Here is a 21744-nt window from a genome sequence, read left to right as displayed (position 1 = left end):
CCCCGGCCCGGCGGCTCATTCGCCGGGCGCGGGCTCTTCGGACAACCGGAGACGCTTCTGCGCAAGCATCATGAACCCGACGGTGAGCAGGATGCGCACGACGTGGTGCAGGCTCACCAGCGCCGGGTTGGCGGCAAGGCTCAGCGCGATCACCGACATCTCGGTCACGCCGCCCGGCGCATAGGCGATGAGCAGGTGCAGGAAGGGAATGCCGGTCACCAGCGCGAGCGCCTCGGCAAAGGCCGCGCCCAGCCCCAGCATCCAGAGCACCGAGACGAGGCTCAGCCAGACCGAGCGACGCAGCATCCCGGCGGTCATGCCGTTGAAGCGCACGCCCAGCGACGTGCCGATCACCACTTGCGCCGTGGCGATGAGCCAGAAGGGCAGGTGCAGGTCCACGAGTCCCGAGAGCGTCAGCGCCGCGGAAAACAGCAGCGGGCCGGTGATCTGGCCGGCCGGAAGCCGGATGCGCCCGCCGATGAAGAGGCCGGCCGCTGCGGCGAGCGCGATGAAGATCAGCCCGCGCGGGGGCACGGCCTCGTTGCCCATGAGTTCCATCCCGGCGGCGCTGCCCACGGGATGCCCCAGCCAGAGCGAAAGCGCCGAGGGCAGGATCGCGATGACGAGGATGACGCGCAGGAACTGCTGCGCGGTGAGGATACGGGCGTCGGCGCCTGCGCCTTCGCCCAGCACGAGGCTTTCCATCAGTCCCCCGGGCGTGCCCGAATAGTAAGCCGTGGCGCGGTCGTAACCGCCCAGCCGCCGGAAGATGAGGTAGTTTCCGCCGTGGCTGAGCACCACGAAGACGGCCAGCAGGCCCAGCGTCAGCGGCAGCTGCGGCGCCAGCGCGATGATCTCGGGCGTGACCTGCGTGCCGATCATGACCCCGATCAGCGCGATGAAGAATGCGCGGAACCGCATGGGAAAGCCGTAGCTTTCCAGCGGTCCGCCGCGCGCGAGCCCCACCGCGAGGGCCGAGGTGGCGAGGCTGCCCAGCATGAAGGGCATCGGCAGATGCGCCGCCTGCGCGACAAAGCCGCCTCCGGTGCCGAGCGTCAGGAGGACGGCTGTGGTCACGATCATGCGCAGGGTAAGGGTGGAAAGATCCATGCGCAGGTTAAACCGCAACCCGCCGGGGGGTGCAATCCCGCCCGGACCGCGCGGCCTGTCTTGGATCACGCCCGCGCCGCGCTAGTCTGGCGGGCATGGAACAGGCGCTCTTCATCGGGTCCGAGATCTACCGTGGCTCACGTTACGGCCGGCTGCATCCGCTCTCGATCGAGCGCGTGCCGGCGGCCATCGACCTGTCGCGCATGCTGGGATGGCTGCCACGCGCGCGGTACCGCAATTCGCCCCGGGCGCGGCCGGCGGCGCTGACAGGGTTTCACACCGAGCGCTACATCGCCGCGCTCCAGGCGGCCGAGGACGCGGGCACCGTGACCGACGCGGTGCGTGAACGTCACGGGCTCGGCACGCTCTCGAACCCGGTCTTTCCCGAGATGTATCGCCGCCCGGCAACCGCCGCCGGGGGTGGGCTGCTCGCGGCGGAACTGGCCGTGGCCGGGCAGCGCATCGTGCACAACCCGGGCGGCGGTACGCATCACGCGCTGGCAGACCGGGCCGCCGGGTTCTGCTTTCTCAACGAGCCGGTCCTGACCATCCGCCACCTGCTGCGCCTCGGCGTGGAGCGGGTGGTCTATGTCGACATCGACGCCCATCACGGCGACGGCGTCGAGATCGCCTTCGAGGGCTCGGAGAAGGTGCGGGTGATCTCGGTCCACGAGGACCGGCGCTGGCCCTTCACGGGCGCGGTGGACGACACCGCCGGTGGCGCGGCCTTCAACATGCCGGTTCCGCGCGGCTTCAACGACACCGAGTTCGCCTTCCTGCTGGAGGAGGTCATCCTGCCCGCCGTCGAGCGCTTTCGCCCGGGTGCGGTCTTCCTGCAGTGCGGTGCCGATGCGCTGGACGAAGACCCGCTGTCGCGCCTCGCGCTGTCGAACAATTCGCATGTCCGCGCGGCGGCGGCCCTGGCTGCGATCGCGCCGCGTCTGATCGTGTCGGGTGGCGGTGGCTACAACCCCTGGACCGTGGCGCGCTGCTGGAGCGGCGTCTGGGCGACGCTCTCGGGACAGGAGATTCCCGACCGCCTGCCGCCAGAGGCGCGCGAGCTGCTCGCGGGCCTCACCTGGACGCGCAAGGGACGGCCGGCGGCGGAGCTGCTCGAGACGCTGCGCGACGCCCCGCGCGAGGGGCCGATCCGCGACGAGGTGCGCGGACTGGTGCCGCCGCTGAAGGCCCGCCTGTAAGGGAAATATGGAGCGGGTAGCGGGAATCGAACCCGCGCGTTCAGCTTGGGAAGCTGACAGGCTACCATTACATCATACCCGCCGCATCGCATGCAGATAGGGCCGGAGGCGCCCGGTCGTCAAGAGGTTCCGTGACCATCGCGATGCCACGGCCCGATTTGATCTGAATCATTCCGGTATCGGAATGTGTCATGCATTCTCCCGGTCGAATGTTTTCGCAAACGGGAGGTCGCTCATGACTCTGGACTGGAAACTCGGGGGTATCCTGCTGGGCGCGGTGTTCTTCGCCGCGGTCCTGCTGGTCAAGCCCATCGGGGTGAGCACGCAGTTCGTGATCCTTGACGGGATCGTGGCGGACGCCGTGTCGCCCGACTTCATCACGCAGACGGACGAGGGCTGGACCTCGACCAATGCCTACATGGCCAAGAGCTCGGGCAAATACGCAGCCAGCGCGGCGGGTCCGCTGAACTACGGCTTCGTCTTCGTGCTCGCCATGGCGGTGGGGGCCTTCCTGTCGTCCATGTTGCGCGGCGGCGTCCCCCTGGCCGAACGCCGCGCGCCCGAGATCTGGCGGGCGAACTTCGGCGACACCCCGTGGAGGCGCTACGCGGTGGCCTTCGCGGGTGGTTTCGTCGTGCTCTACGGCGCACGGCTGGCCGGCGGCTGCACCTCGGGGCACATGATGAGCGGCATGATGCAGACCGCGCTCTCGGGCTACATCTTCGCCGCCGGTGCCTTCCTCGCCGCCGTTCCCACCGCGATGCTGATCTACAAGGAGGGCTGAGCCATGCAGATCGTTCTCGCCATTCTCGTTGGCGGCGCCTTCGGCTTCGTGCTGGACCGCATCGGCGCCACCAATCCCAACGTCATCACCGGCATGCTCACGCTGCGGCGCCTGCGGTTGATGAAGACCATCCTGCTGGCCATCGGCACGGGGTCGATCCTGATGTTCGGCGGGCAGATGCTGGGCCTCGTCGAGGTCGGGCACATGTCGGTCAAGGCCGCCTACATCGGCGTCTTCATCGGCGGGCTGCTGCTGGGCGCGGGCTGGGCGGCCTCGGGCTTCTGCCCCGGCACGGGCGTCTGCGCGGCGGCCACGGGGCGCCGGGATGCGCTCTTCTTCATCGCGGGCGGGCTGCTCGGGGCGGCAGCCTACATGGCGACCTACCCGGCCTGGAAGGCCAGCGGCCTGCTGGCCGACATTGCCGGGGGCAAGGTCACGCTGGGGACCGTTCCGGGGTCGGCCTATGCCGGGATCTGGGCCGTCTCGGGCGACCTTCTGGGGATCGTCCTGGGCCTGGTCTTCGTGCTGGTGGCCTTCGTCCTGCCGGAGGGTATCGGCGGCGGCCATGTGCAGGAAATGCCGGCGGAGTGAAGCCGGCCTTCAATGGCAAATGGACGGCCCCGTGGCATCTCGCGGGGCCGTTTTTCGGTGCCGATGGCGTGATTTGCGTATTTGGAACAAGAAGAAGGGCCCGGATGCCGTTGGCGTCGGGCCCTTCGTCGGTGTCCGGGTGGCCCCGCGGGGCGCCGCTCAGACCATCATTTCCTTGGTCGCCGACAGGGTGATGTCGGGATAGTCGCGCGCGACGCGGTCGATGTCCCACTGCAGGCGGGTCATGTAGACGACGTCGCCGTCGTTGTCGTGCGCGATGTGCTGCTTGTTGGCGTTGACGAATTTCTCGACCGCGGCCTTGTCGCCGTGAACCCAGCGGGCCGAGGTGAACTGCGAGGGCTCGAAGCGCACCGGCAGGCCGTATTCCTGTTCGATCCGCGCGCCCAGCACCTCGAACTGCAGGGCGCCCACGACGCCCACGATGTAGCCCGAGCCGATGTTGGGCTTGAAGACCTTGGCGGCGCCTTCCTCGGCGAACTGGAAGAGTGCCTTCTCGAGGTGCTTGGCCTTCATGGGATCGCCGGCGCGCACCCCCTGAAGGAGCTCGGGCGCGAAGGAGGGGATGCCGGTCACGCGCAGCGCCTCGCCCTCGGTCAGCGTGTCGCCGATGCGCAGCTGGCCGTGGTTCGGGATGCCGATGATGTCGCCGGCCCAGGCCTCCTCGGCGAGTTCGCGGTCGGAGGCGAGGAAAAGCACCGGCGCCGAGATGGTCATCGCCTTCTTGGAGCGCACGTGGGTGAGCTTCATGCCCCGCTCGAAGTGTCCCGAGGAGAGTCGCACGAAGGCCACGCGGTCGCGGTGCTTGGGATCCATGTTGGCCTGCACCTTGAAGACGAAGCCGGAGACCTTCTTTTCCTCGGGCGCGATCTGGCGCGGCTCGGCGCGGGCTGGCTGCGGCTCGGGCGCGAGGTTGCCGATGCCGTCCATCAGTTCGCGCACGCCGAAGGAGTTGATCGCGGAGCCGAACCAGATCGGCGTCATGTGCCCCTCTGCCACTGCCTGCGGGTCGAGCCTGGGGAGCAGCTCGCGCGCCATCTCGATCTCTTCCTTGAGCTGTTCGAGCAGGTGGTCGGGAACGTGCTCGGCCAGCTTCGGGTCATCCAGCCCCTCGATCTTGATCGAATCCGCGACCTTGTTGCGGTCGGCGCGGTCCATCAGTTCCAGCCGGTCGCGCAGAAGGTCGTAGCATCCGACGAAATCCTGCCCCATGCCGATGGGCCAGGAGGCGGGCGTCACGTCGATGGCCAGGTTCTCCTGGATCTCGTCGATGATCTCGAAGGTGTCGCGCGCCTCGCGGTCCATCTTGTTGCAGAAGGTCAGGATCGGCAGGTCGCGGAGCCGGCAGACCTCGAAGAGCTTCTGCGTCTGGCTTTCCACGCCCTTGGCCCCGTCGATCACCATGATCGCCGCGTCAACCGCCGTGAGCGTGCGGTAGGTGTCCTCGGAGAAATCCGAGTGGCCGGGCGTGTCCACGAGGTTGTAGCGGAAGTTCCCGTAGTCGAAGGACATGGCCGAGGCCGAGACCGAGATGCCCCGGTCCTGCTCCATCTTCATGAAGTCCGAGCGAGTGCGCCGTGCCTCACCCTTGGCGCGGACCTGGCCCGCCATCTGGATCGCGCCGCCGTAGAGAAGGAATTTCTCGGTCAGCGTCGTCTTGCCTGCATCCGGGTGCGAGATGATCGCGAAGGTGCGGCGGCGGGCGATTTCCGCGGGCAGGTCGGGGCGGTTCGAAGGGGCATCCAGCATGGGCGGGCATATATGGTGCGCCGGCGCCGCTGTCCACGGGGAAGCGCGCGGCGTGGGGCGATCCGGGGCGGCTGTCGTATCTGCCGTCTTGTGAACGTCATCGGTTCGGTGCATGATCGGAACATATAGGGAACAAACCGGGAGGAGTCGCCATGTCTCTGAAATCCGTTGCGGACGAACTGGTCGCCGGCTGCCGCGAGGGCCGCGAGGCCGAGAACCTCGACCGGCTCTATGCCGAGGACGCGGTCTCGGTCGAGGCCTTTGACATGCCGGGCGGTGCGGGGCGCGAGACGCGCGGCCGCGCGGGCATCCACGGCAAGCACGAGTGGTGGGCCGGGGCCTTCGAGACGCATTCCGCCGAGGTCGCGGGGCCCTTCCTGCACGGCGAGGATCGCTTTGCCGTGATCTTCGTGGTGGATGCCACCGAGCTGGCCAGCGGCACACGCATGCAGATGCAGGAGATCGGGCTTTACACCGTCGCGGGCGACCGCATCGTCCGCGAGGAGTTCTTCGGCCTGCCGCAGTAGCCGGCCTTTAGCAGCGCGAGGACTTTCGCAGCGCCTCGGCCGCGTCGGGGCGGCGCAACAGCGTTTCCTGCACCTCGAAGACGCCCTGGTCGCTGCGCCCGTGGTCTGGCAGCAGCGCGCCCATCGTCTTGTCGAGGTCGCCGGGCAGGGCCGCGCGGGTGCGGGTGTCGACGAGCAGGCTCTCGGCCGCGATGCCCTCGGCGTAGACGATCTGGTGCCGATCGAAGAGCATCTGGTAGTAGTCGACGAAGCCGCCCTCGGTGCGCGTGATCGTGGTGCCGTTTACCAGATGTCGCGCCCGCACCAGCAGCTCGGCGCGACCGGCGCCGAGGCGGTCCTGCCGCTGGTAGACGAAGAGCCGGTGGTCGGGGCTGACCCGCAGGTCGCGCGCGTTGTTGAGCGTGCCCGCGCGGATCAGCACCGGGGCGAAGGCCCCGATGGCGCGGGTCGTGTTGTGGCCGATCCAGCGGATCTCCTGCGGGCCGTCGTCGCGGGTGAGAACGCGGTCGCCCTCGCGCAGGTCCTCGACGGCGCGTTGTGCGCCCGAGGCAAGCGTGATCATCGTGCCGGCCGTGAAGGACGTGCAGGCCATCTGCGCAAACGTCTGCAATGCACCGGCCCGGTCTATGCCGACGAGCACGTAGTCGCGGCGCGGCTGCATTGGCGCCACTGGCAGCACCAGAACCTGCACCACGCCGCCCTCGGCGTCGGTTTCCACCAGCACAAGCGCCTCGGTCGTCTCGCCGTTGCCGGACATGAAGGTCAGGCAGCAGTCGAGGTGCAGCGCCGCGCCCGGCGTGCCGATGCCGCTGTCGACCGCGACGGAAAAGGGCGGGCGGCTGGCGGGAACCAGGCTGAGGCGGTGCAGCGCGGCCACGGGCGACAGGTTGAAGACGTCGTCGAGTTCCAGCTCCTCCGCGAATCCCAGCCCGTCGCCCATGTTGGCGCCGTTGACCACGCGCAGCTGGTCGGCGCGGTAGACGCTGACGCTCTGCGCGGGCGCCTTTGGGTCGGTCTGGCTCATGTCGTCGTCTCCCGTCGCGCGCCGCAGCCGGCGTGCGGGGCGCGGAAATCTCGTGCAAGCCATTGTATGCCGAAACAATCTGGCATCAATTGGTCGCGAGGCCGGCGATCTGCCGGCGCAACGCGCAAGGAGGAGAGAGCATGGATCTGGGGATCGCAGGCAAGAGGGCGCTGGTTTGCGCGGCATCCAAGGGGCTGGGCCGGGGCTGCGCCGAGGCGCTGGCCGAGGCGGGCTGTGCACTGGTGCTGAACGCGCGCAGCGAAGGCCCGCTCGAGGAGACCGCGCAGGCGATCCGCGAGGCACACGGGGTCGAGGTCGTGACCGTGGCCGCCGATAACACGACGGAAGAAGGCCGCGCCGCGCTGCTCGAGGCGGCGGGCGAGGTCGAGATCCTCGTGACCAACTCGGGCGGGCCACCGCCGGGCTACTGGACAGACTGGGACCGCGAGGATTTCATCAAGGCGCTGGACGGCTCGATGCTCTCGCCCATCGCACTGATGCAGGCGCTGGTGCCGGGCATGATGGAGCGCGGCTGGGGCCGGGTGGTCAACATCACCTCGCGCTCGGTCAAGGCGCCGATCCTGCCACTTGGCCTGTCGAACTCTGCTCGCGCGGGGCTGACGGGCTTCGTCGCCGGAACCTCGCGGCAGGTGGCCGGACAGGGCGTGACGATCAACAACCTGCTGCCCGGCGTGCACGACACCGACCGGATCGAGCAGATGGACGCGCGGCTCATGAGTGAAGAGGGCATCGACCGCGACGAGGCGCGCCGCCGCCGCGCGGGCGGCATCCCGGCCGGGCGCTACGGCGATCCGGCCGAGTTCGGGCGGATGTGCGCCTTCCTCTGCTCGGCGCATGCGGGCTACATCGTCGGACAGAACATCGTTCTGGACGGCGGCGAGACAAACGCGACGATCTGAGCCCGTGGCGCGCGGACCCGACGGGCAGGGCGGCGGCGCGGGGTCTTCTCTCGCCGCGCAGCTGTTCAACCGTGACACTCTGGCGGACCTGGGCGCCGAGTTCGCGGTGCTGCCCGGCTTCGATGCGGGGCGGTTCGTGGACGAGACGGCGCCGCGGCTCGCCGGGCTGGGCGTGCATGACCGGCTCGACGTCATCGCCGACGGGCTCGAGGCGCAGCTCCCGCGCGCCTTCCCGGAGATGGCAGACGCGCTCGAGGCCGCCATGCCGCCGCCGCTCGATCCGGGGCGCCGCGACGACGACTTCGGGCGCTTCATCCATGCCGTGCCCGGCGTGCTTGCCGTGCGGCACGGGCTGGAGGATCACCCGGACCGCGCGCTCGACCTGATCCAGGCGGCGACGCAGCGGTTCTCGATGGAATACGCGATCCGCCCCTTCCTGAACCGCTGGCCGGATCTCACGCTGGCGCGGATGGAGCACTGGGCGCGTGACCCGCATTACCACGTACGCCGGCTGGTGAGCGAGGGCACGCGGCCGCGCCTTCCCTGGGGCGCGGGCATCACCCTCGACCCCATGGAGCCGCTGCGCTTTCTCGATGTCCTGCATGGCGACCCGGCGCGATTCGTCACGCGCTCGGTGGCGAACCACCTCATCGACCTGTCGAAGATCCACCCCGACGCGGTGTTGGACCGGCTGACCCGCTGGCGCGCCGAAGGTGCTCAGGACGCGCGCGAGCTGGACTGGCTGACGCGGCACGCGCTGCGCACGGCGGTGAAGCGGGGCGAGCCGGGGGCGCTGGCGCTTCTGGGATACCGCGCCGACCTGCCCGTCACGGCGCGACTCCAGGTGCCCGGGAGCGTCACGGTCGGCGAGGCACTGGAGTTTTCCGTGACCCTGGAAAGCGGTGAAATGGGCCCGGTGTTAGTGGATTACCGGCTGCGGTTTCACCGTCCGGGCGGGAGCGCGGAAAGGGTCTTCAAGCTGAAGGCAGGTGAGGTGGTGCCCGGGCGGCCGCTGCGGCTCGAGAAACGGCATCGGCTCAAGGGGGATGCGAAGACCTTTCGGCTGCATCCCGGGCCACATGCGGTGGTGGTGCAGGTCAACGGGCGCGACGTCGCGGAGGCCGGGTTCGAGCTTTTGCCGGCCTGAAGGAGGGGGCTGCGCCCCCTGCGGCTGCGCCGCTGCGTATTTGGAACAAGAAGAAGGACCGGGCGATCAGGTCGCCTGCCAGCGCGCCTCGAGCTTTTCGAGGGCGGCGATGCGCTCGTCGGTTTTCGGGTGCGACAGCAGCCAGGCCGGGACGGAGCCGCCGCGTCCCTGGGTCAGGCTCTCGAGCTTGGTGAAGAGCGACTTCTGATGCTCGACGCCGATGCCGGACTTGTGCAGCAGCGCAGCGGCGTAGGCGTCGGCCTCGTATTCGTCGGAGCGCGAGAGCCGGGCCGCGAGCAGGGAGGTCAGGGCGTTGGCGATGTAGACGCCGATGCCGGGGATGAGCCGGCCCAGCACCATGGCGAGCGCCGTGCGGATGGCGTTCTGGCCGGAGAAATCGATCATACGCCGCCGGGCGTGCCCCAGCGCAACGTGGCCCAGCTCGTGCGCGATGACGCTGGCCATCTCCTCGGCCGAGACCTCGCCCGCGCGGTAGCGCGCGTAGAAGCCCCGGGTGATGAAGATGCGCCCGTCCGGTGCGGCGAGACCGTTGACCGGTTCGATCTCGTAGATGTTCACGCGGATGCGCGGCAGGTCCAGCGCCTCGGCCATGCGGTCGGTGAGGCCCTTGAGCCGTGCGTCGGCAAGCTCGGTCGACTTCGCGTCCAGCTCCTTCGCCGTCCGCCAGGCCGAGAAGCGGTACATGGCGAGCGCGTAGAGAATCGCGAGAAGGATCGGCGTGAACTTCAACATGGGGAGAATATGGGGCCGCGAGGACGCTCCGCCAAGACAAGCCTTTGTGCCGGCCGGTCACAGGCGAAGGACCGCGCCGGCCCGTCTTTCATCTTTCTCTCAAATACTCGAACCCGCCGCTTAGGCCCGGCCGCGCGGCCGCGAGGTCGCGCTGATTCCGGGCCGCGGGGCGGGCGGATCACTCCGCCGCGCCCTCGTCGTCCTCGGCCTGTTCGGCGATCCATGCGACCGAGACCACGGTCTCGCCCGCGCGGGTGTTGAAGACCTTGACCCCGCCCGCGTTGCGCGAGCGGAAGGAGATGCCCTCGACGGGCACGCGGATCGACTGGCCGGTGGAGGTTGCCAGCATGATCTGATCGTCCATCTCGACCGGGAAGGAGGCGACCAGCGGCCCGCCGCGCATGCCTTTGTCGATGGCCTGCACGCCCTGTCCGCCACGGCCGCGCACCGGGTAGTCGTGGCTCGACGAGAGCTTGCCGAGGCCGCGCGCGGTGATCGTGAGGAGCAGGTTCTCGGCCGCCGACATTTCGGCGTAGCGCTCCTGGCTGATGCCGGAGTCGGCGTTGCCCTCTTCCTCGTCCGACTCGTCGTCCTCGGTGATGCCGGCCACGAGGCGGCGCATCTTGAGGTAGGCCGCGCGTTCGTCGGAGCTGGCCTCGAAGTGGCGGATGATCGACATCGAGACCACGCGGTCGCCGTTCTGCAGGCGGATGCCGCGGACGCCGGTGGACTTGCGGCCCTTGAAGATGCGGACGTCGGTGGTGCGGAAGCGGATCGCACGGCCCGAGTCCGTCACCAGCATGATGTCGTCCTCTTCCGAGGCGATGCGGGCGTTGACCAGCTCCACGTCCTCGGGGAGCTCCATGGCGATCTTGCCGTTGCGCTTCACGTTGGTGAAGTCCGAGAGCGCGTTGCGGCGCACGTCGCCCGCCGAGGTGGCGAAGACGATCTGCAGCTCGTCCCAGTCGCTCTCCTCGCGGTCGACCGGCATGATCGCCGCGACCGAGACGCCCTGCGGGATCGGCAGGATGTTGACGATGGGCTTGCCCTTGGAGGTGCGGCCGCCGGCCGGCAGGCGCCAGCACTTGAGCTTGTAGACCATGCCCTCGGTCGTGAAGAACAGCAGCTGGGTGTGGGTGTTGGCCACGAAGAGCTGCGTGACGACGTCGTCCTCTTTGAGGCCGCCGCCCGAGAGACCCTTGCCGCCGCGCTTCTGGCTGCGGAAGTCGGCCAGCGGGGTGCGCTTGATGTAGCCGGACTGGGTGACGGTCACCACCATGTCCTCGCGCTCGATGAGGTCCTCGTCCTCCATGTCGCCGGCCCAGTCGACGATCTCGGTGCGGCGGGGCACTGCGAACTGGTCGCGCACGGCGGTCAGCTCATCCGAGACGATGCCCATGATCCGCTCGCGCGAGCCGAGAATCTCGAGGTATTCCTTGATCTTGCCGGCCAGCTCCTCGAGTTCGTCGGTGACCTCCTTGACGCCCAGCTGGGTGAGGCGCTGCAGCCGCAGTTCGAGGATGGCGCGGGCCTGCGCCTCGGAGAGGTTGTAGGTGCCGTCGTCGTTGATCGTGTGGGTCGGATCGTCGATGAGGCGGATGTACTGCGCGATGTCATGCGCCGGCCAGCGCCGGGTCATGAGCTTTTCGCGGGCCTCGGCGGCATCGGCCGAGGAGCGGATGGTCGCGACAACCTCGTCGACGTTGGAGACCGCCACGGCAAGGCCGCAGAGGATGTGCGAGCGTTCGCGCGCCTTGCGCAGCAGGTAGGCGGTGCGGCGCGCGACGACGTCCTCGCGGAAGTCGAGGAAGGCCGTCAGGAAGGCGCGCAGGGTGAGCTGCTCGGGCTTGCCGCCGTTGAGGGCAAGCATGTTGCAACCGAAGGAGGTCTGCATCGGCGTGAAGCGGTAGAGCTGGTTCAGCACCACGTCGGGGGTGGCGTCGCGCTTGAGCTCGACCACGACGCGGACGCCGGAGCGGTCGCTCTCGTCCTGGACGTGGGAGATGCCCTCGATCTTCTTCTCGCGCACGGTTTCCGCGATGCGCTCGATCATCGTGGCCTTGTTCACCTGGTAGGGGATCTCGTCGATGACGATGGCGTGGCGGTCGCGCTTGATTTCCTCGATCCGGGTCTTGGCCCGGATGATGACGCTGCCGCGCCCCTCGATGTAGGCCTTGCGGGCGCCGGAGCGGCCGAGGATCACGCCGCCGGTGGGGAAGTCGGGGGCGGGAATGTACTCGATTAGCTGCTCGGTCGAGAGGTCGGGCTGCTCGATCAGCGCGAGCGTGGCGTCCACGACTTCGCCAAGGTTGTGCGGGGGAATGCGGGTCGCCATGCCGACCGCGATGCCCTCGGAGCCGTTGACGAGGATGTTCGGATAGCGCGCCGGAAGCACCAGCGGCTCGTTGCGTTCGTTCGCGTAATTCGGAACGAAATCAACGGTTTCCTTGTCGATGTCCTCGAGCAGCGCCTCGGCCGATTTCTCGAGCCGGGACTCGGTGTAACGGTAGGCGGCCGGCGGGTCGCCGTCCATCGAGCCGAAGTTGCCCTGGCCGTCGATCAGCGGCAGGGACATGGAGAAATCCTGGGCCATGCGGACGAGGGCGTCGTAGACCGCGCTGTCGCCGTGGGGGTGGTAGCGGCCCATGACGTCGCCGACGGCGGTGGCGCACTTGCGGTAGGGCTTGGCGCGGGTCTGGCCGTTTTCCCACAGGGTATAGAGGATGCGGCGGTGCACCGGCTTGAGGCCGTCGCGCAGGTCGGGGATCGCGCGGCTCACGATGACGCTCATGGCGTAGTCGAGATAGCTCGACTTCATCTCGTCGGTGATCGAGATGTTGGGGCCGTCGTAGGCAGACCGCTCGGGTCCGCCGTTTTCTTGATCGTTGTCAGGGGGTTCCGGCGTGTCGGTCACTGGCGATGCCTGTCCGTCTTTTCGCTATATGTTGTTGAAAAAGCTTATATCAGAGACAGGATATGGGGCGCAATGGCACCCGGACCGCTTTTCTGGCAGCCACCCCTGATGGTGGCTAACATACTGTTTTAATTGAAAACTCGCGACTCGCTGGGCAAGCTTCTTGCATGAGAGACACGCGAGGTAAAGCGATGCAGGAAAGCGAAACCGAACTCATGCTCAGGGGCTACGGTCTGACGACCGCCGAAATCTTCTACCGGATGCCCGATTATAACAACGTTCTCAATACCTTCGTCTGGCAGGACTACGACCTGGCGCCGGATCATCCCAAGCTCTTCAAGTTCATCGAGTTCTGGCAGGACGAGATCGAAGGGCCGCTGCACTCGGTGCGGTTCTCGCACCGCAAGGCGCTGGCCTCGGGGGAGTGGCGGCAGGTCGTGGGCGAGTTGCGCTATCACTGAGCCGGAGCGGCGAGCCGTACCGGACGTACGGGAGTTCCGTACGGCCCGGCAGACCCGGCCGATGACGCCAAGACGCCATCCGTACCGGTCGTACGGGCTTTCCGTACGGATCCCGAGACAACGCCACCCCGGGGACATTTTCCGGGGAACCCGGGGCGGGCCACCGGGGTTCGGATAGCGATGATATTCCGACGACTGACCTTCCTCGCCGTGGCGGCCGTGCTGCTGGCGCTCGTTCACGTGGCGCCGGCCTCTGCCCAGGAGGAGGGTCCGCCGGGGAGCTGGTTCGAGATCGAGAGCCTCAACGCGGGGCTCGGGACCATGCCCGACGGCCTGGACCGGACGACGCCGCGGTCGAGCCTCGAGAGCTTTCTCATCGCGGCGCGCAACGGGAACTGGTCGGCGGCGATGCACATGCTCGACCTGTCGGACATTCCGCGCGGCGACCAGCCCGGCGAGGGGCGCGCGCGGGCGGAAGACTTTCTCAACCTTCTCGAGCGCAAGATCGTCATCAACTGGCTCGGCGTGCCCGACCGTCCCGACGGGATGAGCACGCGGGGCCCGTCGAACGATCCGATGGCGGGCGTGTCGCGCCGCTCCATCGCGCTGTGGTACGTCGACCTGGGCGGGCGGCCGATGCCCATCCGCATCAACCGCGTGAAGCCCGAGGGCGCCGACCCGGTCTGGGTGCTTTCGCGGCAGACGGTCGACCACCTGCCGGCGCTGGGGCAGGCCTTCGGCCCCTCGGAGCTGGAGCAGATGCTGCCCGGCATCCTGCGCCAGCACGCCTTCTGGGGCCTGCGCTGGTGGGAGGTCGCGGGCCTGCCCATCGGGCTGCTGATCACGGCTCTGGCGGGCTGGATCACCCACTGGTTGCTGTCGAAGGGCTACAACCGGAACCGGCGCATCGCGCCGGACTCGCTGCTGGTCGCTGTGCGGGGGCCCATCGTGCTGCTGGTGATGACGGTTGTGCTGGGCCTGCTGAGCAACCGGCTGTTCATCTTCTCGGGCCGGATCGAGACGGTGCTTTCGCCGCTGACGATCCTGGGCGTCGTGGCGGCGGTGCTCTGGCTGGTGGTCAACGCGGCGGACGCGATCCTGGCCAAGCTGGTCTCCTTCGACGGGGCCGAGCTGAGTGCCGTCGGCGAGGGTCAGGAGCAGCGCCGCTCGGTCGCGACCAAGGTCTCGGCGGCGCGGCGTTTCCTGCTGGTCATCATCGCCGTTGTCGGCGCGGGCATCGTGCTGAACGAGGCCAGCGTGATGCAGTCGCTGGGCATTTCGCTGCTGGCCTCGGCGGGCACGATCACGCTGCTGATGGCCTTTGCCGGGCGCAACATCCTGTCCAACATCATGGCGTCGCTGCAGATCTCGCTGAACCAATCGGCGCGGATCGGCGACCGGATCGAGTACCAGGGCCATATCTGCTCGGTCGAGCGGATCAACTTCACCTATGTCCAGTTGCGCATCTGGACGGGCAAGCGGCTGGTGGTGCCGGTGGCCGACTTCGTGGCCGAGCCGTTTGAAAACTGGACGATGCAGGAGCAGAACAACATCTTCCTGGTGACGCTGAGGCTGGATCACCGCGCCGACATCCGGCCCCTGCGTGAGGCCTACCACGCGCTGCTGGACCGGCGCGGCATCCGCGACGGGGACGAGCGCGGCGTGCTGGTGACCGACCACGACGTCTTCGGCCAGACGGTGCTGTTCCTGATCCCCAGCGACGATCCGAACGAGGGCTGGACCTTCTCCTGCGAGATGCGCGAGGCGCTTCTGACGAAAGCGCGCGAGATTGACAGCACGGCCGAGCCGCTGTTCCCCGATGCCCGCGCCCTGCCCGAAGCGGGCGAGGCGGGGGGCGGCGGGGCCGCGCCCTCGCCGCGCAGCTAGGGACGGCGCGGGTCGCGCCGACGTGGCCTCAGGGAATGATGCGGGTGTACTTGGTGCCCTCGAGCGTGGCGCCGACGCGCAGGCCCGACTGGCCGAAGATCACCGCGATCACCGGCGAGAGCGAGGTCGTCGTCTCGGCCGCCAGCGTCTGGCCCTCTTCGGGGGTGGCGTATTCCACGTTGGCGCCCGCGGCCCAGCCCGGCGAGCGGCGGAAGTTCATGAGCGCGTCGTTGGTCATGAAGAACAGCACGTGCGCGTATTGCTGCGCGCCGATCTGCAGCCCGCCGGAGCCGCGCACCATCGAGTAGTAGTCGACGGTCGCGCCGCCCACGCGCAGCGCGCCGCGGCCGTAGGCGCCGCCGAGGCCGAGGCCGGCCTCGGTCACCAGCGGCATGACCAGCATGCCGGCGGATTTCTCGGCCAGGTCGACCGTGCCGGGGAACTGCGAGTACATCTGGCTCAGCGTGGAATCCACGCGGGCGTCGATGGTTGCGCCGCCGGGGCTGCCGATGCCGTTGCCGCAGCCGGCCACGAGGCCCGCCGCGCCGGCGCCGAGCCCGAGGGTGAACGCTCGTCGGGTGAATGTCATGGGTCTGCTCTCTTGTCTCTCGTTGCCGAATGCCTGTGGCCCGGCGCTTTGGCCGGGCTGCCTTTTGGACCCGGCTGTTCCGCCGGTTGACCGGTAGTATACGCGCCCGCGCCGCGCCTGTCACGGCATGACGCGGGGCGCGGGCGGGGGATTGCTCAGCCGTTCAGCAGCCGCGCGGCCGCGGGGGCGAAATAGGTCAGCACGCCGTCGCAGCCGGCGCGCTTGAAGGCGGTGAGGCTTTCGAGCATGACGCGGTCGTGGTCGAGCCAGCCGCGCTCGGCGGCGCCCGCCAGCATCGCGTATTCGCCCGAGACCTGGTAGGCGAAGGTCGGCGCGCCGAACATCTCCTTGGTGCGGCGGCAGATGTCGAGATAGGGCATGCCGGGCTTGACCATGACCATGTCGGCGCCTTCCGAGAGGTCGCGTTCCACCAGCCGCATGGCCTCGTCCGAGTTGCCGGTCTGCATCTGGTAGGTGCTCTTGTCGCCCTTGAGCGCGCCCGAGGCGCCGACCGCGTCGCGGAAGGGGCCGTAGAAGGCGCTGGCGAACTTGGCGGCGTAGCTCAGCAGCAGCACGTTGCGGTGCCCGCCCGCCTCGAGCGCGTCGCGGATGGCGCCGATGCGGCCGTCCATCATGTCCGAGGGGCCGATGATGTCGGCGCCGGCCTCGGCCTGTGACAGGGCCTGCTTTACCAGCGCCTCGACGGTTTCGTCGTTGACGATCTCGCCGTCGACGACGAAGCCGTCGTGGCCTGTGGCGCTGTAGGGGTCGAGCGCGACGTCGGTCATGACGGCAATGTCGGGCACCGCCTCCTTGATCGCGCGGGTGGCGCGGTTCGACAGGTTCTCGGGGTTCCAGGCCTCGGCGCAATCGAGCGTCTTTCTGGCCGGGTCGGTGTAGGGAAAGAGGCAGATCGCGGGGATGCCGAGGGCATGCGCCTCGCGGGCGGCCTCGACCACGCGGTCGACCGAGAGGCGGTTGACGCCGGGCATGGAGGCCACGGGTTCGGTCACGCCCTCGCCGTCACGCACGAAGACGGGCCAGATGAAATCGGCCGGGCTGAGGGGCGACTCGGCCACGAGGGCGCGGATCGCGGCGGACTTGCGCAGGCGGCGGAAGCGCGTGGCGGGAAAACGGGCGTGGACGGGGTGCATGGCGGGTCTCCGGCTGGCCTTACGTTGCCTCGAGATGCACTCTGCGGGGCGGGATTGTCCAGCCCTGCGCGGCCCGGCGATCACACTCGCGCGCCTGCGGGCCGCGCGGCTCTGGGCTTTCGCGCGGCGGCGGGCTAGAAGGCGGAAAAGCGGGACGAGGCGCGGCGTGGACTGGTACAGGATCGTTTTTGAAACCATCGACATGCGGTCCTTTTCGAACCTGTGGTTCTGGATCGCGCTGGCGGTGATGTGGTCCTCGACCAGCCACTGGGTGCTGGGCGTGCCCTTCGACATGGTGGTGCGGGCGCGGCGCACGGGCACGGACGGCCCGGCGGCGGCGGATCTCGAGGAGCTGGTGCGGATCAACGTGACCCGCATCCTCTACATCGCGGAAGAGGCCGGGCTGTGGATCGTGGCCATCGGCTCGGCGGTGCTGACGGGGCTCGCGGTGCTGGGCTGGGTCTACTGGATCGAGTTCGCGCAGGCCTGCTTCCTGCTGGGCTTCCCGATGTCGATGGTCGGCCTGCTAAGCGTCGTCACCGCCGCGCGGATCCGGCGCGAGGGGCTTGGCGGCCCCGCGATGTGGCGCCGGCTGTCGATGCACCGGCTGGGCACGCAGATCATCGGCATGGTCTCGATCGTGGTCACGGCGCTCTGGGGCATGTTCATGAACATGTCCGTGAACGTGCTGGGCGGTTGACGCGGCGCCCGCGCCACGCCATTTCGGCTGCCATGTCCCAGACCAAGCTCACCATTGGCGGCGCGCCCGAAGGTTTCGACGCGACGCTCGTGCTGGCCGAGGCCGAAAAGGCCGGCGGCCCCGTCATCCATGTCGCCCGCGACGACAAGCGCATGGCCGCCATGGCCGAGGCGCTGGCCTTTTTCGCCCCCGATATGCCGGTGCTGCACTTTCCCGCCTGGGACTGCCTGCCCTATGACCGCGTCTCGCCCAACCCCGACATCTCGGCCGCGCGCATGGCGACGCTGGCGGGGCTGGTGCACGGGATGCCCGAGCGCTTCGTTCTGCTGACGACGCTCTCGGCGGCGACGCAGTACATCCCTGCGCGCGAGGTGCTGCGCGAGGCGGCCTTCTCGGCCCGCGTCGGCAACCGCGTCGACGAGGCGGCGCTGCGCGCCTTCCTCGTGCGGATGGGCTTCGTCCAGGCGCCCACGGTGACCGAGCCGGGCGACTACGCGATCCGGGGCGGCATCATCGACATCTATCCGCCGGGCGAGGGCGGGCCGGTGCGGCTGGACCTCTTCGGCGACGTGCTGGACGGGGCGCGGCGGTTCGACCCGGTCTCGCAACGGACGACCGAAAAGCTCGAGACGGTCGAGCTGGCGCCGGTCTCGGAGGTGATCCTCGACGAGAGCGCGATCACCCGCTTCCGGCAGAACTATCGCGTGGAGTTCGGCGCGGGCACCTCGGACGATCCGCTCTACGAGGCGGTGAGTGCGGGGCGCAAGCAGCAGGGGATGGAGCACTGGCTGCCCTTCTTCCACGAGCGGCTGGAGACGCTGTTCGACTACATGCCGCAGGCGCCGGTGCTGATGGACGACCAGCTCACCCCCGCGCGGCTGGCGCGCTGGGAGAGCATCGAGGACCAGTACGACACCCGCCGCCATGCCATGAGCCAGAAGGGGCGCATGGACTCGGTCTACAAGCCCGTGCCGCCGGACCAGCTGTACCTGGACGACGACGCCTGGGAGAGCGCGCTGGCGGATCGGCGCGCGGTGCAGTTCCACCCGCTCGCGCAGGCCTCGGGGCCCGGCGTCGTGGACGCGGGCGGGCGTATCGGGCGCAACTTCGCGCCCGAGCGACAGCAGGAAAATGTGAACCTGTTCAGCGCTCTGGCCGATCACATTAAAGCGAAGCTTCAAGAGGGTCCGGTGCTCATCGCCTCCTGGTCCGAGGGCGCGCGCGAGCGGCTGTCGGGCCTGCTGGAGGACGAGGGACTGGCCGAGGCCATCCCGGTCGCCAACGGCACGCGCATGGGCCGGCGCGGGCTGCACCTTGCGGTCTGGGCGCTGGAGTCGGGCTTCGAGGCGCCGCGCGGCGACGACCGCATGACGGTGATCTCGGAGCAGGACGTGCTGGGCGACCGGCTGATCCGGGCGCCGAAGAAACGCCGCAAGGCCGAGAACTTCCTGACCGAGGCGCAGGCGCTCACGCCGGGCGACCTGGTGGTGCACGTCGATCACGGCATCGGGCGCTACCACGGGCTCGAGGTGGTGACGGCGGCGGGCGCCGCGCACGAGTGCCTGCTGCTGGAATATGCCGAGGGCGCGCGGCTTTACCTGCCGGTCGAGAACATCGAGCTGCTGTCGAAATACGGCCACGACGAGGGGCTGCTAGACAAGCTGGGCGGCGGCGCCTGGCAGGCCAAGAAGGCGCGGCTGAAGGAGCGCATCAAGGAGATCGCCGACCGGCTGATCCGCGTCGCCGCCGAGCGCGCGCTGCGCAAGGCGCCGGCGATCGATCCGCCGCCGGGCGCCTGGGAGAGCTTCTGCGCGCGCTTCCCCTACAACGAGACCGACGACCAGCTGGGCGCCATTCACGACGTGGTCGAGGACATGACCAGCGGCCAGCCGATGGACCGGCTGATCTGCGGCGACGTGGGCTTCGGCAAGACCGAGGTGGCGATGCGCGCGGCCTTCATCGCCGCCATGTCGGGCGTGCAGGTGGCGGTGATCGCGCCGACGACGCTGCTGGCGCGGCAGCACTACAAGAGCTTTGCCGAACGCTTTCGCGGCTTCCCGATCAACGTGGCGCCGCTGTCGCGTTTCGTGTCGTCCTCGCAGGCGGCCAAGACGCGCGAGGGGATTTCCAAGGGCACGGTGGATATCGCCGTGGGCACCCACGCGCTGCTGGCCAAGAACATCCGGTTCCAGAACCTCGGCCTGCTCATCATCGACGAGGAGCAGCATTTCGGCGTGTCGCACAAGGAACGGCTGAAGCAGCTGCGCACCGACATCCACGTGCTGACGCTGACCGCGACGCCGATCCCGCGCACGCTGCAGCTGTCGCTTTCGGGTGTGCGCGAGCTGTCGATCATCGGCACGCCGCCGGTGGACCGGCTGTCGATCCGCACCTACGTGAGCGAGTTCGACGCCATCACCATCCGCGAGGCGCTGCTGCGCGAGCATTATCGCGGCGGGCAGAGCTTCTTCGTGGTGCCGCGCCTGACCGACCTGCCCGAGATCGAGGAGTTCCTGCGCGAGCAGGTGCCCGAGGTCTCCTTCGTGGTGGCGCACGGGCAGATGCCGGCGGGCGAGCTCGACGACAAGATGAACGCCTTCTACGACGGCAAGTTCGACGTGCTGCTGGCGACGACCATCGTGGAATCGGGCCTCGACATCCCGACGGCCAACACGATGGTCGTGCACCGCGCGGACATGTTCGGGCTGAGCCAGCTCTACCAGATCCGGGGCCGGGTGGGACGCTCGAAGACGCGGGCCTATGCCTACCTGACGACGCGGCCGCGCGCGAAGCTGACCGACTCGGCGCAGAAGCGGCTGCGCGTGCTGGGCTCGCTCGACACGCTGGGGGCGGGCTTCACGCTGGCGAGCCAGGACCTGGACATTCGCGGCGCCGGCAACCTGCTGGGCGAGGAGCAGTCGGGCCAGATGCGCGACGTGGGCTACGAGCTTTACCAGTCGATGCTGGAAGAGGCGATTTCCAAGATCAAGTCGGGCGAGACCGAGGGGCTGACCGACGACGACGGCCAGTGGGCGCCGCAGATCAACCTCGGCGTGCCGGTGCTGATCCCCGAGGATTACATCCCCGATCTCGACGTGCGGCTGGGGCTCTACCGGCGTCTCTCGGAGCTGACGACCAAGGTCGAGCTCGAGGGCTTTGCCGCCGAGCTGATCGACCGCTTCGGGCCGCTGCCCAAGGAGGTCAACACGCTGCTGCTGGTGGTGCGCATCAAGGCGATGTGCAAGCGCGCGGGCATCGCCAAGCTTGACGGCGGGCCCAAGGGTGCGACGATCCAGTTCCACAACGACAAGTTCGCGCGGCCCGAGGGGCTGGTGGAATACATCAAGGCGCAGGACGGGCTGGCGAAGATCAAGGAGAACAAGATCGTCGTGCGCCGGGACTGGAAGAAGGACAGCGACAAGATCAAGGGCGCCTTCGCCATTGCCCGCGACCTTGCCGAGAAGGCCGGCGCGATCAAGACGCGGGAGCCGGCCAAGGCCTGAGCGCCGAAGGGGTGGCATGCGGATCGCGAGCCTCAACGTGCAGAACCTGCGCCTGCTGCCCGACGCGGGCGGCGGCCACCTGCACGGCGCGCGCGACCGCGACGCGGGCGAGGATCCGTCGCTCGACGCGCGCGACCGGAGCCTGACCGCCGAGCTGCTGGCGGAGATCGACGCCGACGTGGTGGCGCTGCAGGAGGTCTTCGACGCGGCGACGCTGGACGCCTTTCACGACCGTTGCCTTGCCCCGCTGGGGGCGGAATGGCCGCACCGGCTGTGCCTGCCGGGCAACGACGGGCGGGGCCTCGACGTGGCGGTCATGGCGCGGCGGCGCTGGGAGGCGGCGACGAGCCATGCGGGGCTGCTGCCCGAGGACCTCGGGCTGCGGCGCCCGACCTGGATGCCGGAGGGGCAGCCGGTCTTTCGCCGCGATTGCCTGGAGCTGGCCTTTGGCGCGCTGACGCTTTTCGTGGTGCATCTCAAGGCGCCCTGGCCGGACGCGGTGCGCGGCTGGCACCAGCGGCGGCTCGAGGCCGAGGCGGTGGTGCGGCTGCTGCCCCGGGGCGAGGGTGCGCTCTGGCTGGTGGCGGGCGATCTGAACGAGCCCGCCGGGCCGGGCGCGCGGGCCATCGCGCCGCTGGAGGCGCGGGGCGTGGACCTTGGCCTGCGGCTGCCCGAGGACCTCGGGCTGCGGCGCCCGACCTGGATGCCGGAGGG

18 protein-coding genes and 1 tRNA gene are annotated in these 21744 nt (G+C 69.0%); 11 read left to right on the top strand and 8 right to left on the bottom strand.

Annotated features, from left to right (window positions below):
- Nucleotides 1-15: 15 nt before the first annotated feature.
- Complete coding sequence (locus tag SALMUC_RS24400; RefSeq protein ID WP_020039991.1) at nucleotides 16-1110, bottom strand: AbrB family transcriptional regulator; 1095 nt, start codon at nucleotides 1108-1110, stop codon at nucleotides 16-18.
- A gap of 95 nt (nucleotides 1111-1205) precedes the next feature.
- Here SALMUC_RS24400 and SALMUC_RS24395 point away from each other — a divergent pair, with 95 nt between their 5' ends.
- The gene (locus SALMUC_RS24395) at nucleotides 1206-2309 is read left to right on the top strand and encodes an acetoin utilization protein AcuC (RefSeq protein ID WP_020039992.1); all 1104 of its coding nucleotides are present in this window, start codon (nucleotides 1206-1208) and stop codon (nucleotides 2307-2309) included.
- A gap of 8 nt (nucleotides 2310-2317) precedes the next feature.
- On the opposite strand, the gene SALMUC_RS24390 is transcribed toward SALMUC_RS24395, so the two are convergent.
- A tRNA-Gly gene (locus tag SALMUC_RS24390) sits at nucleotides 2318-2391 on the bottom strand.
- Nucleotides 2392-2544: 153 nt separating this feature from the next.
- On the opposite strand from SALMUC_RS24390, the gene SALMUC_RS24385 reads away from it, so the two are divergent.
- Together SALMUC_RS24385 and SALMUC_RS24380 are read left to right on the top strand one after the other, a co-directional pair.
- Entirely contained in the window at nucleotides 2545-3093 is a 549-nt protein-coding gene (locus SALMUC_RS24385) for a YeeE/YedE thiosulfate transporter family protein (protein WP_020039993.1), read from the top strand.
- A gap of 3 nt (nucleotides 3094-3096) precedes the next feature.
- Nucleotides 3097-3684 (top strand): YeeE/YedE thiosulfate transporter family protein, encoded by a 588-nt coding sequence (locus SALMUC_RS24380; RefSeq protein ID WP_020039994.1) that lies wholly within the window; start codon nucleotides 3097-3099, stop codon nucleotides 3682-3684.
- 159 nt (nucleotides 3685-3843) lie between these two features.
- Here the strand turns inward: SALMUC_RS24380 and SALMUC_RS24375 are convergent, their stop codons facing one another.
- The gene (locus SALMUC_RS24375; protein WP_020039995.1) at nucleotides 3844-5451 is read right to left on the bottom strand and encodes a peptide chain release factor 3; all 1608 of its coding nucleotides are present in this window, start codon (nucleotides 5449-5451) and stop codon (nucleotides 3844-3846) included.
- A gap of 152 nt (nucleotides 5452-5603) precedes the next feature.
- Between SALMUC_RS24375 and SALMUC_RS24370 the strand changes: the two genes are divergently transcribed.
- On the top strand, nucleotides 5604-5978 hold the full coding sequence (locus tag SALMUC_RS24370) for a nuclear transport factor 2 family protein (RefSeq protein WP_020039996.1): 375 nt from the start codon (nucleotides 5604-5606) through the stop codon (nucleotides 5976-5978).
- 7 nt (nucleotides 5979-5985) lie between these two features.
- On the opposite strand, the gene SALMUC_RS24365 is transcribed toward SALMUC_RS24370, so the two are convergent.
- Entirely contained in the window at nucleotides 5986-7002 is a 1017-nt protein-coding gene (locus tag SALMUC_RS24365) for a Hint domain-containing protein (RefSeq protein ID WP_020039997.1), read from the bottom strand.
- A gap of 140 nt (nucleotides 7003-7142) precedes the next feature.
- Between SALMUC_RS24365 and SALMUC_RS24360 the strand changes: the two genes are divergently transcribed.
- The gene (locus tag SALMUC_RS24360) at nucleotides 7143-7922 is read left to right on the top strand and encodes an SDR family oxidoreductase (RefSeq protein WP_020039998.1); all 780 of its coding nucleotides are present in this window, start codon (nucleotides 7143-7145) and stop codon (nucleotides 7920-7922) included.
- A 4-nt stretch (nucleotides 7923-7926) separates the two neighbouring features.
- The gene (locus tag SALMUC_RS24355) at nucleotides 7927-9069 is read left to right on the top strand and encodes a hypothetical protein (RefSeq protein ID WP_020039999.1); all 1143 of its coding nucleotides are present in this window, start codon (nucleotides 7927-7929) and stop codon (nucleotides 9067-9069) included.
- A gap of 66 nt (nucleotides 9070-9135) precedes the next feature.
- On the opposite strand, the gene SALMUC_RS24350 is transcribed toward SALMUC_RS24355, so the two are convergent.
- Together SALMUC_RS24350 and gyrA are read right to left on the bottom strand one after the other, a co-directional pair.
- Nucleotides 9136-9822, bottom strand: a complete 687-nt coding sequence (locus tag SALMUC_RS24350; RefSeq protein WP_020040000.1) for a M48 family metalloprotease — start codon at nucleotides 9820-9822, stop codon at nucleotides 9136-9138.
- A 178-nt stretch (nucleotides 9823-10000) separates the two neighbouring features.
- Nucleotides 10001-12736 (bottom strand): DNA gyrase subunit A, encoded by a 2736-nt coding sequence (gene gyrA / locus SALMUC_RS24345; RefSeq protein ID WP_020040001.1) that lies wholly within the window; start codon nucleotides 12734-12736, stop codon nucleotides 10001-10003.
- A gap of 191 nt (nucleotides 12737-12927) precedes the next feature.
- Between gyrA and SALMUC_RS24340 the strand changes: the two genes are divergently transcribed.
- Both SALMUC_RS24340 and SALMUC_RS24335 read left to right on the top strand, forming a co-directional pair.
- Nucleotides 12928-13197 carry an usg protein gene (locus tag SALMUC_RS24340; RefSeq protein ID WP_020040002.1) on the top strand — a complete coding sequence of 90 codons (270 nt, stop codon included), beginning with the start codon at nucleotides 12928-12930 and terminating at the stop codon, nucleotides 13195-13197.
- A 180-nt stretch (nucleotides 13198-13377) separates the two neighbouring features.
- Nucleotides 13378-15084, top strand: a complete 1707-nt coding sequence (locus SALMUC_RS24335) for a mechanosensitive ion channel family protein (RefSeq protein ID WP_020040003.1) — start codon at nucleotides 13378-13380, stop codon at nucleotides 15082-15084.
- A 28-nt stretch (nucleotides 15085-15112) separates the two neighbouring features.
- Here the strand turns inward: SALMUC_RS24335 and SALMUC_RS24330 are convergent, their stop codons facing one another.
- Together SALMUC_RS24330 and hemB are read right to left on the bottom strand one after the other, a co-directional pair.
- Nucleotides 15113-15673: a lipid-binding SYLF domain-containing protein gene (locus SALMUC_RS24330; protein ID WP_020040004.1), complete on the bottom strand. Its 561-nt coding sequence runs from the start codon at nucleotides 15671-15673 to the stop codon at nucleotides 15113-15115.
- Nucleotides 15674-15828: 155 nt separating this feature from the next.
- Nucleotides 15829-16827: a porphobilinogen synthase gene (gene hemB, locus SALMUC_RS24325; protein WP_020040005.1), complete on the bottom strand. Its 999-nt coding sequence runs from the start codon at nucleotides 16825-16827 to the stop codon at nucleotides 15829-15831.
- A 166-nt stretch (nucleotides 16828-16993) separates the two neighbouring features.
- Here hemB and SALMUC_RS24320 point away from each other — a divergent pair, with 166 nt between their 5' ends.
- The 3 genes from SALMUC_RS24320 to SALMUC_RS24310 all read left to right on the top strand — a co-directional run.
- Nucleotides 16994-17527: a hypothetical protein gene (locus SALMUC_RS24320; RefSeq protein WP_020040006.1), complete on the top strand. Its 534-nt coding sequence runs from the start codon at nucleotides 16994-16996 to the stop codon at nucleotides 17525-17527.
- 32 nt (nucleotides 17528-17559) lie between these two features.
- Nucleotides 17560-21030: a transcription-repair coupling factor gene (gene mfd, locus SALMUC_RS24315; RefSeq protein ID WP_021120933.1), complete on the top strand. Its 3471-nt coding sequence runs from the start codon at nucleotides 17560-17562 to the stop codon at nucleotides 21028-21030.
- Nucleotides 21031-21046: 16 nt separating this feature from the next.
- Nucleotides 21047-21744: endonuclease/exonuclease/phosphatase family protein (locus SALMUC_RS24310; RefSeq protein ID WP_084514083.1), on the top strand; the 698-nt coding region annotated here is incomplete at its 3' end.

Origin of the sequence: Salipiger mucosus DSM 16094, from assembly GCF_000442255.1 — a bacterium.
In the GTDB taxonomy this organism is placed as follows: Bacteria; Pseudomonadota; Alphaproteobacteria; order Rhodobacterales; family Rhodobacteraceae; genus Salipiger; species Salipiger mucosus.
The sequence above is the reverse complement of the archived record's forward strand: the minus strand, read 5'-3'. Positions and strand labels throughout refer to the sequence as shown.